This is a genomic window from Amycolatopsis umgeniensis, assembly GCF_014205155.1.
Lineage (GTDB): Bacteria > Actinomycetota > Actinomycetes > Mycobacteriales > Pseudonocardiaceae > Amycolatopsis > Amycolatopsis umgeniensis.
This window is the reverse complement of the sequence record NZ_JACHMX010000001.1, coordinates 8,703,694-8,717,429: the sequence shown is the minus strand read 5'-3', so window position 1 is coordinate 8,717,429 and position 13,736 is coordinate 8,703,694. Positions and strand designations below refer to the sequence as shown.

The window sequence follows — 13,736 nt, the reverse complement described above, 5'->3', positions numbered from 1 at the left end:
CGAACGACAAGCGCGGCAGACGTCCTCGCGGCCGACGAACCGGCGTCACAGCAGGTCCGCGCCCATCCCCGCGTACGGACACCGCTCGACGATCTCAGCGAGACCTCCGCCGCGGACCACCCTGAGTTCACAGACCTCAGGGAACGCCTGCTCGGCTAGGAGCCGGGCTGCTCGTGGTCATCGGTCGGGCGGAGCTTCTGCGAAGTCTCGCCGAAGCGAGCCTGGGTGGCTCGATCCAACCAGGTGTCCCGCCCATCGGTGCCCTTGCCGAGGGCCCACAAGCTGACCATCGCGTCGGCGTGGCCGTTTTCGGCGGCACGCCGGAACCACAGTTCAGCGTGGCGTCCGCTCTTCGATCGGGTCAAGAGCATCCCCATCCTGTACATGGCGTGCGCGTTGCCGGCCTCGGCGGCCAGCTGGTAGCAGCGCTCGGCCTGATCGACGTCGCCACGTTCCTGGATCAAGACCCCGAGCCCGACCAACGCGTGATAATGCCCGGACGCCGCAGTTCGATCGCACCACCGCTTGATGTCGTCGTCCGAGTGTCGGGAGAGATGAGCGATGAGGTCACGGCTCCGGTCGGAGTCGCTCGCGCCCGTGACCTGGGACAACCAGTATTCGGCTTCTGCGGACTGCCCTCGGTACGCGAGCAGCAGGCCGACACCGTTCGCCGCGGCGGTGTCTCCGGCCCTGGCCGCCGCTCGATACCACCGGACTGCCTCGTCGTAGTCGCGTCTGTCGACGAGCAGCAAGGCGAGGCTTCTCATCGCGTCGCTGTCGCCGCTGTCGGCGGCACGGCGATACCACTGCTCGGCCTCGGTAAGGTCGTTGCGTTCTTGGGCGAGGCCGCCCAGCTGCAGCATGAAATACGGTCTACCGGTGACCTCGGCCGCCTTCCGGTACCAGTGCTCGACCTGGTTGAGCTGACCTTTCATCTTCATGACGGAGCCGAGCGCGGCGAAGGCCTGGCCGTTGCCCGCTTCGGCGGCGCGGCGGTACCACTTCTCGCCGTCCTCGCGATCCTCCCTCGACGAGTGCGCGGACCAGAGCAGCTCCGCCAGCTGGAACATGGCCTCGGCGTCACCGCCGTCGGCCGCTTTGCGGTACCAGCGCTTGGCTTCCTCGACCCGGCCCTCCCGCTGCTTCAGCCTTCCCATGCCTCGCATCGCGAGTGTCTCGCCCGCCTTGGCGGCGCGGGTGTACCAACGCTCCGCTTGCTCGGCGTCGGCTCTCAACTCGTGGACCAACCCTTGGTTGAACTGGGTCATACCGGTGCTGCCGGCACGCTCGAGCCAGTGTTCCGCTTCGCGCGTCTCCCCCCGTCTGGCCAACAGAAGGCCGAGGAGGTTGATCGCGTCGCTGTTGCCGTTGTTGGCGGCCGCGCGATACCAGTGTTCAGCCTGCGAGGTCTCGTTCCGGCGGGCTAACAGCAGACCGAGCCGGACCATCGAATCGACGTGCCCGTCCCTGGCCGCCAGCAGGTACCACCGCTCCGCCTCGTCGAGATTCCCTTCGGTGGCGGACAACGCACCGGACAGCTCCATCGCGGCAGCATGGCCCGTTCGAGCCGCTTTCTCGATCCACTGCCCGGCCTCTTCGGTCTTGCCTTGGCGGGTGAGCAGCAGTCCGAGCCGGACCATCGAATCGGCCAGGCCCTTCTCCGCGGCCGACCGATACCACTGTTCGGCGTCGGCGGCATCGCCTCTTTCCGAGGAGATCAGCCCCAGGAGATCCATGCCTTCGAGGTCGCCCTTGTTCGCTGCCTCGCGATACCAATGTTCGGCTTGGGCGGCATCATCTTTCCGCGCGGCGGCGATGCCGAGGCGAACCATCGCCGCCGTGTCACCGTTGTCGGCGGCTTGACGGAACCACTGTTCGGCTCGGGTGGTGTCGCCTGTCTCGGAGAGAAGTCCGCCGAGGATGAGCATCGCGCCGGTGTCACCACTGTCGGCGGCCCGCTGAAACCACTGCTCGGCTCCAGTCGCTTCTCCGCGCTCAGTCAGCAACCCACCGAGAACGACCATCGCATCGGTGTCATTGTTGCCGGCCGCGCGACGAAACCATTGCTCGGCCTGAGTGCTGTCGCCCGCTTCTTTCCGCAGGAGCCCCAGATACTTCATCGCCGCCGTGTTGCCGTCGTCGGCGGCTCGGCGGAACCACTGTTCGGCTCGGGTGGTGTCGCCTGCCTCGGAAAGGAGACCGCCGAGAATGAGCATCGCGCCGGTGTCACCACTGTCGGCAGCCCGCTGAAACCACCGCTCAGCTCCAGTGACTTCTCCGCGCTCAGTCAGCAACCCACCGAGAACGACCATCGCATCGGTGTCATTGTTATCGGCCGCACGACGAAACCATTGCTCGGCCTGAGTCGCGTCGCCAGCCTCTTTCCGCAGGAGCCCCAGATACTTCATCGCCGCGGCGTTCTTGGCATGCACGGCCATGCGAAAAGCGTCTTCGGCGACATCCGGCCGGCCCGACAGGTAAGCACGGATGCCGATGGTCATCGCCTGGCGCGGCGTCGCGATGAGCTGCAGGGCCTGCCATACGCGGTCGGAAACGCGCCCGGAACCCAGGGGCGAATCACCTGCTTCGGCTCGGTCCACCAGGTAGTCCGACGCGATGTACCTGTCTTCGCCCCGTGGCTGGAGGCAGGAACTGGCCTGGAGCACCGGTCGGCACGCCCAGACGACAGCGTCTTCGCAAGAGGCCAAGTCGGCCCGATTCAGCCAGCCCGGATCGACATACTCGGGCTGCAACCGGGCGAGGACCTGATGCGGAACCGGATCGTGGAATCCGGCGCGTCTGCAATCGACCGCCGCGCTGATGATCGCCTGACCGGACTGGAACAGCGGACCGTCACCCACGGTCCAGTACTCCATCATCGCCACCCCGGCGGCCAGATGCTCCGCGAACCCCTCTTCGGCTTTCAACGCCCTCGCGACGCGGTCGTCTTCGCTGGCCTGCGTGGCGGTGGAATTCCGTTCCTGCTCGGTGAGGCGGCGCAGAAGGTGCTTGCGACGGCTTCCCTGGACTGTCCGCAGCAAGTCCGTACCGATACCCAGGGAATCATCACGGCCGGCGGTGGTGGCGTAGTTGAAACGAGCGAGTTCTTCGTCCCGGATCGTCGCCATCACCAGCACGGCGGTGGCCTTCGGGCGGCACAATCTCTGGAGCAGAGCCAAATCCAGACCGTCCGGGGACAGGAAGCGTTCGAGGTCGTCGAGCCACACCACGACCTCACCGAAATCGTGCCCGGTTTCGATCAGCTCCCGCAACGCCGTGCCGTCGCGAGGGATCAGGAGCCGGTTGTTTCGCCGCACCCGGCGGATCGCCTCGGCCGCGGTCCGGGTCTTCCCGGCCGCCGCCGGGCCGTGCAGCAGGACCATGCCGCCGCCCGCGACAGCCTGCAGAAGGTCTTCGTCCACCGAGCGAGCCACATACGGGGGCAGATCGCGGTCAGCCTCCGATCCGGACTCGATCGCCCGTTTCACTCTCAGGTCGGCCAGGGTGACTTCGGAAACGCGCGGAAGCCGCCCCTTGACCAAATGCAAAGCGCGAGTCTGAAGGAGCGACGGTAAACCGCGTGCCCTGGCGCCTCGCGCGCCGGCACCGGCCCAGAGCACCAAGACACGTCCGCCGCCTGCCAACCCAATGGTGATCGCGACGGCCCAGCTCCAGAATTCCACGGCCTCCCGGACCGCGGCGTGCCAAGTCGCGATCTGCGGAGAGAGCAAGGCGACGACTGCGGCGAGCAGCGCCACCGCCGCACCGGCCGCGACCCATCGCAGACGTCGCATCAACAGCTTCCTCCCCGCCCACCGATGGTGATCCTCCCGCATCGGTGAGCCAGGAGCCACAGCTCGAACGAAACGACTCTTCTTGACCATTCCGCACAGGCACGGCTCTTCCACACTGAAGCAGACGGACACACCGCCATCAGAGGGAAAGCCATCCGAAATCTTGACGGTCATCGCCGCGGCGAGTACTCCGGCTTTTGGCGGGTAGCGCCCAGGAGCGTTTGGACGGCGGCATCGAACAGGCGGTCCGACGCGATCACCGCCGGCACTCCGGGCGGGGAGGCGAGCGTGTCGTGTGCCTGGCGGAGGCGTCGAGCCTCCGCAAGGGCTGCATTCGGGTGAAACAGGTCGGCAGGTAGCAACCTCGGCGTTGCGTCGGACGTGCAGGGCTGCGAGCCCGGAGTCACCGGGTTCCGACTTGAACACGCAGGAGGAGACTTCCTTGGTCTCGATGCTGAGGTCCACATCGCATCCCGAGCCGACGGCCGGGAGCCGCACCAGGCGACTCCGCGGAACCGCGGCGGCCAGTGCGGCCACTGTCGTACTCGTTCTCGCAGGTGCGCCGGCCGCCACGGCCGCACTGGAATCCGTCACAAAGGAGTTGCACGTCGAGTATGGCGCTAGCGTCCTCCACGGCACCGTCACCTTCAGCAACAGGACTGTGACCATCGACGGAACCCTGCACGCCGTCGGGTGCCGATTTGTCTGGGGCGACTCCTACGCGAAGTCCACCTATCTCGGCAGCGGAAGTTCGAAGCAGCACTGCGACAAGAACCATTCGATCCATGTCCCGGTTTCCGCGGACGTCGCAGGTGGCGCCACCCTCATCAAGGTTTCCTGGACGCCCCGGGGGCAGGCCAAGGACACACGGAGAAGTGGGTGTACCGCGACTTCTGACCGAACCCCGGATCCCGGCGTCGACCATGCCCGGGCAACGGCGAAGCATCCGACCGTGGACAGAGGGCACCGCGGCCAACCGATGGTGGTTGTCCGACTACAGACTGATTCGGACTGCTACCTCAGACGGTTGTCACCGTCACTCGATCGTGGAAGTTTTCTCCTTTCAGCCATGGGGACCTAGGGAGGAAATCCATGCAGCAGGTGGTGCGCGTCCTTGCGACCGCGCTCGCGAGTTCTGCGTTGGTACTGGGTGGGAGTTCCGTCGCGACCGCGGCTCCGGAAGGGCAGCCGGAGTACGCGGTCGGGGCGATCGGGTGGAAGCCGTGCGCGGAGGCGCCGCATGTCGAATGTGGCACCCTCACGCTGCCGATCGACTACACCAAGCCGAACGGGGAGAAGTTCGGTCTCGCCGTCGCTCGTCGAAAGGCCACCGATCCGTCGAAGCGGATCGGTGCGATGGTGATCAACCCGGGCGGCCCGGGTGGTTCGGGCGTCGACTTCGCGTTCGCGGCCGACGGGTACTTCAGCAAGGAGATTTCGGAGAAGTTCGACGTCGTGGGCTTCGACCCGCGTGGCGTCGCGCGCAGCCAGCCGATCAAGTGCTCGGCCGAGGTGCTCGCCAAGCAGCCGTCGAACTACCCGAAGAACGCGGCCGAATACGATCGGCTGGTCGCGTCGAACAAGGAGCTGCGTGCGGACTGCCGCAAGCAGTCCGGTCCGATCTTCGATCACGCGTCGACCGCCGACGTGGCGCACGACATCGATTCGATCCGCCGGGCCCTCGGCGAGAAGAAGATCAACTACTACGGCATCTCGTACGGCACGATCATGGGACAGCACTACGCGGAGCGGTACGGCAAGAACATCCGCGCCATGATCATCGACTCCAACATGGACCACAGCCTCGGCACGAAGCGGTTCGTCGCCTCGGAGGCGCGTGGTGCGGAGGACTCGTTCCAGGAATGGGTGAAGTGGAACGACCGCACTCCGGCGTCGCCGTTCCACGGCCAGGATCTCCGCAAGATCTGGAAGGACCTGCTGGCGAAGGCGGAGCGCGGTGAGGTGCCCGCGCCCTGGGATCCGAACGTCAAGCTGACGCCGGAGGATCTCGGCAGCGGAGTGGTCGGCATGGCCTACGGCCCGGACTGGCAGGCCTTCGCCGAACAGGTCAAGACGATCGTGGACGGCCGACCGGCGCCGAGGTCGGCGTTCACCGCGAAAGAGACGATACCCAACCCGTTCCCGGGCATCTTCTGCAACGACTACGACCTTCGGATCGACTCCTATCGCGAGTACAAGTCGCTGGTGAACTTGGAGAACAGCATCGCGCCGAACACCCGCGGCTCGTCGATCGGCCACAGCGCCGTGATGGGGTGCATCGGCTTCCCCAAGGCCACCAACCCGCAGAGGCCGCTCCACCTCCGCAACGCGCCGAAGATCCTGCTGACCAACGCCATGCACGACCCGGCGACGGTGTACGAGTGGGCGGTCAACGCGCACCGGCAGTCCCGTGACACCACCGTCTTCGTCACCTACGAAGGCTGGGGCCACGGCGTTTACGACCGCAGCCAGTGCACCCGCACAATCAACGACCAGTACCTCGTGTCGCTGAAGCTGCCACCGAACGGCACCACCTGTGCCGCCGTCGAGCCCACGCCTCAGTCGCAGTCGTCGCAGGCCAAGCCGAAGGTGCCTGTCGGCCCGTTCACTGTCCGGTAGGGCGGTACTGAAGCCGGTCTGTCCCTTCGGTGTACACGCCGAGGGGACAGACCGCTCACCGGCAAACGCCCCCGCTGCCGGCTCAGCCCCGAGGCCCTCGACCGGTGTCCGGGGTGGGGAGTGCCCACCAGCTGTCCATGCGTGTGACAGGGGTGGCGTCGCGCCCGTCGCGCAGGACGCGGCTGATCCGGAAGAGGAACGCCGCGATGCCGGCCGCTCCTTGCATCCAGCCGACCCCCGGTGGCAGCAGCGGCTCTGGACCGAGGTGTTCGATGAACCGCCAGTAGGCGTGCGGTCCGTCCCGCACCGCGCGCTCGACCAGGGTGTCGGCCAGGTGCACGGCGAACTCGAGATCGTCGGTGCGGCCGAAGCGCTGCCAGGAGTCCAGAAACACCTCACCAACGCCGGTCGTCCCGCAGCAACGTCCGTCGTTGTCCCAGAAGCCGGGGTGCCGTCTGGCGGGCAGGCCGGAACTACGAGTGCTGTGCAGGCATCGGCGATGCCACGCCAGTGGCGGTTCACCCGCCACGTCCTCGACTCCGGCGAGATCGAGGGCGAGGAAGAGCAGCGAGGTCCCGGCGGGGCCGTGGCACCAGTTGTAGGTGTAGACGTCCTGGCCCGGTTTGCTGGGGATAGTGCGCGGCACGACGAATCCCCCGCCGTCGGTGCGGCCCAGCGTCACCAGATGTTCCGCGCCGAGAACGGCCGCGCCGGTCAGGTCAGGCCGGTCGAGCTCGGTGCCGGCCAGAGCTAGCGACGCCGCGATTCCTGCGAGGCCGTGCGAGAAGTTGGGCATCTCCCTGGCAGGCTCGGCATGGAACCGGTGCGGTACCCAGTGCCAGTTGACCCCGGTCGGCACCTGCTCCCGGTCCGCCATCAGCACATCGGCAGCCTGTGCACCGAGGTCGCCGGCGTTGGCCACCCCCGCGCGTCGGGCCCACAACGCGCCGAGCAGGATCCCGGCCGTGCCGAGAGTGGCGTCGTTGACCAGGGTGTCCGGCAGGAAACCTGGTGGCCCAATGGCCGTTTGTGGCCAACCGTCCCGGGTGCGCAGCGCGATCAGCCTGTCGACGGCCGCCTGTGCCCCGGGAACCTCGAGCGCGGTCAGCACGCCGATGGAGCTGACCAGCCCGCCGAAGAGGCTGCAGTCGATCTCGTCCTCGATTCGACCGGTGAGCCGGTTGACGATCGCCTCCGCGACACCCCGCTCCTCGGCCGTCCAACCCCGGGCGAACCGGATCTCAGCCAGCACGTAGGCCAGCCCGCCCACCCCGCTGTACATGGTGTCGCGGTACTCCGAGATTTCCGAAATTCCCGCCGATTCGGGAATCCACGGCCCGTCGTCCCACCGCACCTGATCCAGCACCCACCGCCAGGCGGCTTCGGCCACATCGCGATAACCCTGCGCGTTACCCGAGGTCACCCGCCGATCATCGCATCCAAACGGCGGAACGCGGCCTCGGCGGGTAGCGCTCATCCCGGATCGACGGGTTCCCCGGTGTCGAGCGGGCATGCCGGACGACCTACAGGTCGAACTCTCCCGGCGCGAGGCTGCGTGCCAGGCAGAACTCGTTCCCTTCCGGGTCTGCCAGTACCACCCAGGACCGACCGTCTCCCTGTCCCACGTCCGCCTTGGACGCGCCGAGCGCGAGCAACCGCTTCAGTTCGGTCTGCTGGTCACTGTCGATCGGACAAATCTCGACGTGCAGCCGATTCTTGACGATGGACTTGGCTTCGGGAACACGGACGAAAACCATACTCGGCACAGCGGGCCCGCCGCGCAACGCGGCCAACCGTTGTTCGTCCGGCTCCTCCGGATCGGGCCCGATCTCGACCGTGGCGCCGTTCTTGTCCCCGTAAACGACGTAACCCAGAACGTCGCACCAGAAATCCGCCAGCCGCCGTGGGTCCACGCTGTCGATGGTCAACCATTCGAACCGGCTCGTCATGCACAATGCCTTTCCATTTCGAGATAGTCCGGATTCACTCTATTCCATGGACCCGGCCCGGCGGGCGTTCAAAGGAAACAGGAAACGGCGTTCGACCGGTTAGGCCTCGAAGCCATCGACTCGCCAGTTCATCGTGCGCGGTTTTCAAGGCTCGGGACCGCTTCCAGCGCCAACGCGTGTCAGGATTCTCAGATGTCACCTCGCTCGCAGGCCGTCGATCCGGCTCGTCTTGCCCAGTGGTGCGCGAAGCATCTGGGTAGCCCGCCGTCGGAGGAGATCTTCAGTTCCGGGCACCTCTCGACCGTCATCGGGCTTCGGCTGGCCGACGGCCAGGACGTCGTGGTCAAGGTGCGTCCGGACTCGCCGCGGATGGCGGCCTGCGTCGAAGTCCAGCGCCGCTTGTTCAAGGCCGGTTATCCGTGCCCTCAGCCGCTCACCCGTGCCGAGGCTTTCGGCGAGGACGTCGCCACCGCGGAGGCTTACGTCCCCGGCGGCGCTCCACTCCCGAGCGAAGACCATGCCGGGCGGGCCTTCGCTGAAGCATTCGCACGGCTGATCCGGCTCGCTCCGAGTCCTGCTGAGGTGTCCACGCTCGACCCGGCGCCGTCGTGGGCCGCGTGGGACCACGCGGAAGGCGGACTTTGGCCGTGCCCCGAGGGTTCTGACGTCGACCTCAACGGGGTGGCCGGTCCGGAGTGGATCGACGATGCCGGGCGCCGCGCCCGTAACCGGCTGCGAGCCGGCGAGTCCGAAGCCGTGATCGGTCACTGTGACTGGATTGCCGGCAATCTGCGCTGGAGCGGAAACGCGTTGCTGGTGGTGCACGATTGGGACAGCACGATCGTCGACAGCGAAGCCGTCCTCGTCGGCTTTGCCGCCGCGCTGTATTCGACCGTCGACGTGGACGAGTTGGCCACGGTCGAGGACACGGAGCGGTTCCTCGACGCGTACAGCCACGCTCGCGGCCGGGAGCTCAGCGCCGACGAACTCGAGCTGTCGTGGGCGGCCGGAGTGTGGACCAGGGCCTACGACGCCAAGTATCAGCACACGGTCGGGAAACCCGTCACCTCGTTGTCCGAGAGTGAGGCCCGCGAGCGCCTCCGTCGTAGTGGGAAGACGGAGCCTGATCACGACGAGTTCAGCGGCTCACGGTGATCTCGCGCTCCACGCCAGCCAGTTTCTCGGGATTGCGCACGTGGTACGCGCCGGTGACGTGGCCGTTCCCCACGCGCACCGCCAGCACGCCGTCGATCTCGCCGTCGACACGGATGAGCAGTCCCGGTCCGCCGTTGATCTGCACCGGCTCGACCGACCTTTCCGCCTCGCGTTTCCACCAGCCGCCCGCCAGCAGCCGGGCCACCTTGTCCGCGCCGACGATCGGCCGCAGCAGCGCGTGTTTGACGCCGCCGCCGTCGCTGAGGGCGACGACATCCGGCGCGAGGATGTCCAGCAGGCCCTGGAGGTCGCCGGTTTCGAGGGCCGCCTGGAAGGCCTGGAGCGCGGCCCGATGTTCGGCGGGGGTACCGGTGCCTCGGGGACGGCGGGCCGCGACGTGCGCTCGTGCCCGGTGCGCGATCTGGCGCACGGTGCCGGAAGTCTTGCCGACGGCTTCGGCGATCTCGTCGTAGTCGAGGGCGAAGACCTCGCGCAGCACGAAGACCGCTCGTTCGGTGGGCGCGAGTGTCTCCAGGACCAGCAGCATCGCCATCGAAACGCTGTCCGCCAACTCCACGTCCTCGGCCACGTCCGGCGCGGTCAGCAGCGGCTCCGGCAGCCACGGACCGACATAGGACTCCTTGCGCCTGCCGAGTGTGCGCAACCGTTTGAGCGCCTGCCTGGTGGTGATCCGGACCAGGAACGCGCGCGGCGACAGCACGGTTTCGAAGTCCACACCTACCCACCGCAACCAGGCCTCCTGCAGGACGTCCTCCGCGTCGGTGGCCGAACCGAGCATCTCGTAGGCCACGGTGAAGAGCAGGTTGCGATGGGTCACGAACGCCTCGGTGGCCGACTCCATGGCGGTGTCCGCCTCGTGTTCGTCCCGTTCCCTCATCGCCGATCCCCGTCTCCTCGTTCGCGAGCGTGCCAGGTCCATACGACCCCGGACACCCTCCCTTTGTGACACCCCTTGCTCGTGGCCTGTGTCACAAGGCCTGCCTGTCACGTCGAGCGGATCGCCGGGATCTCTTGGGCACAACGAAAGGAAGTCCCACCCATGTCCATGACTACGACGGGCCCGCGGTCGCGCATGCCGAACCCGATCCCCTTCGTCCCCGAGATGGCCGAAGTCGCCGACGGTCTGCACAAGGTACTCAGGAACGGCGCGATCCCCCTGACGACCGTCAGCCTGCTGCAGCTGCGTGCCGGGCAGATCCTCGGCAGCACGTACTTCACCATTCGCGAAACCCGCAACCTTCGCCAGGCCGGCGAGCCCGAGGACCGCATCACCGGCGTGGCGACCTGGCAGGACGCCACCTGCTTCACCGACGCGGAACGGGTCGCACTGGAGCTGACGGAGGCCGTCCTCACTCCGAACCCGTCCGGCGAGCGTGTCCCCGATTCGTTGTACGCCAACGCATCCGCGTGCTACGACGCCAAGGCGCTCTGGACGCTCGTCATGGCGATCGCCCACATCGGCTTCTTCGCCCCCGCCGCACTCATCGCCAAGCCGATCCCCGGAATGCCTCCCGGCCAGAACTACACCGACTGACAACCCCCTGCAGAAAGGCAAAGAACATGAGTACCGGCAAGATCGCGGTGGCGGGCGCCACCGGACGACTGGGACGCCCTGTCGTCGACGTCCTCACCGAACGAGGCCACCGAGTCGTGCCCGTTTCCCGGGCAACCGGCGTGGACATCATCACCGGTGAAGGTCTCGCCGAGGCCCTCACCGGTGTCGAGGTCATCATCGACGTCGCTTCATGGCACGGCTCCGAACAAGAAGCGGCGACGGAGTTCTTCCGGACGTCGGCCCGCAATCTGCATGAGGTAGGCCGCCGGGCGGGGGTGGTCATGATCGCCGCGGCGTCCATCATCGGCGCGGACAAGGCCACCGCCGGTTTCGTCGCCGCGAAGAAGGTGCACGAGGAACTCCTCCTGGCCGGGCCTCTTCCTGTCCGCATCTTGCGGGCCGCGCAGTTCCACGAGTTCGTCGGCCAGCTGCTGGACTGGCGGCAGGGCGATGTCGCCCACGTGCCGTCTCTGCCCACTCAGCTCGTGGCCTGCCGTACCGTCGCGGAAGTATTGGTCGACCTCGCCATGGCCTCCGGCACGTCGGCGCCGGGAACACCGATCCCCGAAATCGCGGGGCCCCGCAAAGAAAACATGGCCGAAGCGGCCAGGCTTCTCGGCGCGCGCCGGGGCATCGAGGTCATCGGCATCGACGGTGGCGGCATTCCGGACGCCGAGATCGCCGCCGCCGGCGCTTTCCTGCCCGGCCCGCACGCCAAGCTCGCGGGCCCCGCGTTCTCAGAGTGGCTCGACACCCGCCCCTGACCCGAAGAGAAGGCAAAGATGACTGAAACCTGGGAAGTGCCGCTTCATCTGCGGCGGACCGGTATCGATCCGGTCGAGGAACTGGCGAAGGCACGCGACAGCGAGCGTGTGGTGCGGGTGGAGACGCCGTCCGGACAGCCGGCGTACCTGGTCTTCCGGCACGACGACGTTCGCCGGGTACTGGCGGATCCGGCTCGGTTCAGCAGCGCTTTGACGCCGTTGTCCGGTGCAGGGCAAGGAAGAGCCAGCGTACCCGGGCAGCTGATCACGCTCGACCCTCCCGAGCACACGCGGTTGCGACGGCTGCTCACCCCGGAGTTCACCGTCCGGCGGATGAGCAGGCTCCGGCCGCGGATCGCCGAGATCGTCGAAACGGCTCTGGACGATTTGGAGCGCGCAGGTAAGCCGGCCGACCTGGTGGAGCACTTCGCGTTGCCTGTTCCCTCGCTGGTGATCTGCGAACTGCTGGGAGTTCCCTACGCCGATCGCTCCGGATTCCACGAGCGCGCCGTGCGCATTCTGGACACCTCCTTGCCGGTGAACGATCGAATGGAGGCACAGCGGGAGGACCACGACTACATGGCGGGGCTCGTGGCCCGGGCCCAGGCGGATCCGGGCGAGGATCTGCTGGGCATGCTGGTTCGCGAGCACGGCCGGGATCTCACTTCCGCCGAGCTGACCGGTATCGCGGGACTTCTGCTGCTGGCCGGGCACGATACGACCTCGAACATGCTCGGTCTCGGCACGCTGGCCCTGTTGTGGCACCCGGACCAGTTGGCGATGCTTCGCGACGATCCGGGACTGGTCGAACCCGCCGTCGAGGAGCTGTTGCGCTGGTTGTCCATCGTGCAGACGCCGCCACCGCGGACGACCACGACGGAGGTGGAGATCGCCGGGCACACCATCCCCGCGGGATCGCTCGTGATCTGTTCTCTTCCGGCCGCCAACCGTGACCCCGCCCTGATCAGCGACCCGGAGATCCTCGACATCACCCGGGGAAGCACCGGACACGTCGCCTTCGGGCATGGCGCACACCATTGTCTCGGGGCGCCGCTGGCGCGGATGGAACTGCGCATCGCGCTCCCGGCGCTGCTGCGGCGCTTCCCCGGTCTCGCGATGGCGGGTCCTGACGACCGAGTGGACTTCCGCGTCTTCAGCCTCGTGTACGGCGTGCGCGCGTTGCGGGTGACCTGGTGAGCGGAGATTGACCTTCTGCACAGGCATGGCCGTTGTCCGCACCCCGGTGATTGTGGATCTCTGTCGAAACATCCTCGCGTCCTTTGCGGAAGGATGGCGCCATGCGGAAACTGATCTACGGCATGAACCTGAGCCTGGACGGCTACATCGCCACGGCCGGCGGTGACATCGGCTGGGGCGTGCCGAGTGACGAGCTGTTCCAGTGGTGGCTCGAGCGGGAGCAGGCGATCGAGGTGTTCCTGTACGGGCGCAAGCTGTGGGAGACGATGAGTTCCCACTGGCCGACGGGTGACCAGCAGCCGGGCGCCACTCAGGCGGAGATCGAGTTCGCGCGGAACTGGCGGGACACGCCGAAAGTGCTGTTCTCCAAGGCCATCGACAAGGCCGACTGGAACACCCGCGTGGTGACCGGCGACGCGATCGCCGAGATCACCCGGCTCAAGGCCGAGGACGGCGGGCCGATGAGGGTCGGCGGTGCGACGCTGGCCGGGGCGGCCATGCGGGCCGGGCTGGTCGACGAGTACGAGATCGTCACCCATCCGGTCCTGGTGGGCGGCGGCACGCCGTTCTTCGCCACGCTGGACGGCCGGGTGAACCTGAACCTGGTGGAGACGCGGGCGTTCCCCGGCGGGCCGGTCGTGACCAGGTACGAGAGGCGTTGACCGAACTCGCTGAGCACCAC

10 protein-coding genes are annotated in these 13,736 nt (G+C 67.3%); 6 read left to right on the top strand and 4 right to left on the bottom strand.

Going from position 1 to position 13,736, the window contains the following annotated elements; all coding sequences use genetic code 11:
* Positions 1-155: 155 nt before the first annotated feature.
* The gene (locus HDA45_RS39735; RefSeq protein WP_221471365.1) at positions 156-3,968 is read right to left on the bottom strand and encodes a tetratricopeptide repeat protein; all 3,813 of its coding nucleotides are present in this window, start codon (positions 3,966-3,968) and stop codon (positions 156-158) included.
* A gap of 918 nt (positions 3,969-4,886) precedes the next feature.
* Here HDA45_RS39735 and HDA45_RS39730 point away from each other — a divergent pair.
* Entirely contained in the window at positions 4,887-6,413 is a 1,527-nt protein-coding gene (locus HDA45_RS39730; RefSeq protein ID WP_184904349.1) for an alpha/beta fold hydrolase, read from the top strand.
* An 82-nt stretch (positions 6,414-6,495) separates the two neighbouring features.
* On the opposite strand, the gene HDA45_RS39725 is transcribed toward HDA45_RS39730, so the two are convergent.
* Together HDA45_RS39725 and HDA45_RS39720 are read right to left on the bottom strand one after the other, a co-directional pair.
* Complete coding sequence (locus HDA45_RS39725; protein ID WP_343072264.1) at positions 6,496-7,836, bottom strand: lanthionine synthetase LanC family protein; 1,341 nt, start codon at positions 7,834-7,836, stop codon at positions 6,496-6,498.
* 100 nt (positions 7,837-7,936) lie between these two features.
* Positions 7,937-8,362 carry a VOC family protein gene (locus tag HDA45_RS39720; protein ID WP_184904347.1) on the bottom strand — a complete coding sequence of 142 codons (426 nt, stop codon included), beginning with the start codon at positions 8,360-8,362 and terminating at the stop codon, positions 7,937-7,939.
* Positions 8,363-8,554: 192 nt separating this feature from the next.
* Here HDA45_RS39720 and HDA45_RS39715 point away from each other — a divergent pair, with 192 nt between their 5' ends.
* On the top strand, positions 8,555-9,517 hold the full coding sequence (locus HDA45_RS39715; RefSeq protein ID WP_184904344.1) for a phosphotransferase family protein: 963 nt from the start codon (positions 8,555-8,557) through the stop codon (positions 9,515-9,517).
* Here HDA45_RS39715 and HDA45_RS39710 read toward each other — a convergent pair.
* Positions 9,501-10,415 (bottom strand): RNA polymerase sigma-70 factor, encoded by a 915-nt coding sequence (locus HDA45_RS39710; protein WP_184904342.1) that lies wholly within the window; start codon positions 10,413-10,415, stop codon positions 9,501-9,503. The two genes, HDA45_RS39715 and HDA45_RS39710, sit on opposite strands and share 17 nt — an antisense overlap.
* A gap of 162 nt (positions 10,416-10,577) precedes the next feature.
* On the opposite strand from HDA45_RS39710, the gene HDA45_RS39705 reads away from it, so the two are divergent.
* The 4 genes from HDA45_RS39705 to HDA45_RS39690 all read left to right on the top strand — a co-directional run bounded on the left by HDA45_RS39705 (position 10,578) and on the right by HDA45_RS39690 (position 13,716).
* The gene (locus HDA45_RS39705; RefSeq protein WP_184904340.1) at positions 10,578-11,072 is read left to right on the top strand and encodes a carboxymuconolactone decarboxylase family protein; all 495 of its coding nucleotides are present in this window, start codon (positions 10,578-10,580) and stop codon (positions 11,070-11,072) included.
* A gap of 26 nt (positions 11,073-11,098) precedes the next feature.
* Positions 11,099-11,857 carry an SDR family oxidoreductase gene (locus HDA45_RS39700; RefSeq protein WP_184904338.1) on the top strand — a complete coding sequence of 253 codons (759 nt, stop codon included), beginning with the start codon at positions 11,099-11,101 and terminating at the stop codon, positions 11,855-11,857.
* Between the two features lie 18 nt (positions 11,858-11,875).
* Entirely contained in the window at positions 11,876-13,054 is a 1,179-nt protein-coding gene (locus HDA45_RS39695) for a cytochrome P450 (RefSeq protein WP_184904335.1), read from the top strand.
* A gap of 101 nt (positions 13,055-13,155) precedes the next feature.
* The gene (locus HDA45_RS39690; protein ID WP_184904333.1) at positions 13,156-13,716 is read left to right on the top strand and encodes a dihydrofolate reductase family protein; all 561 of its coding nucleotides are present in this window, start codon (positions 13,156-13,158) and stop codon (positions 13,714-13,716) included.
* Positions 13,717-13,736: the final 20 nt, after the last annotated feature.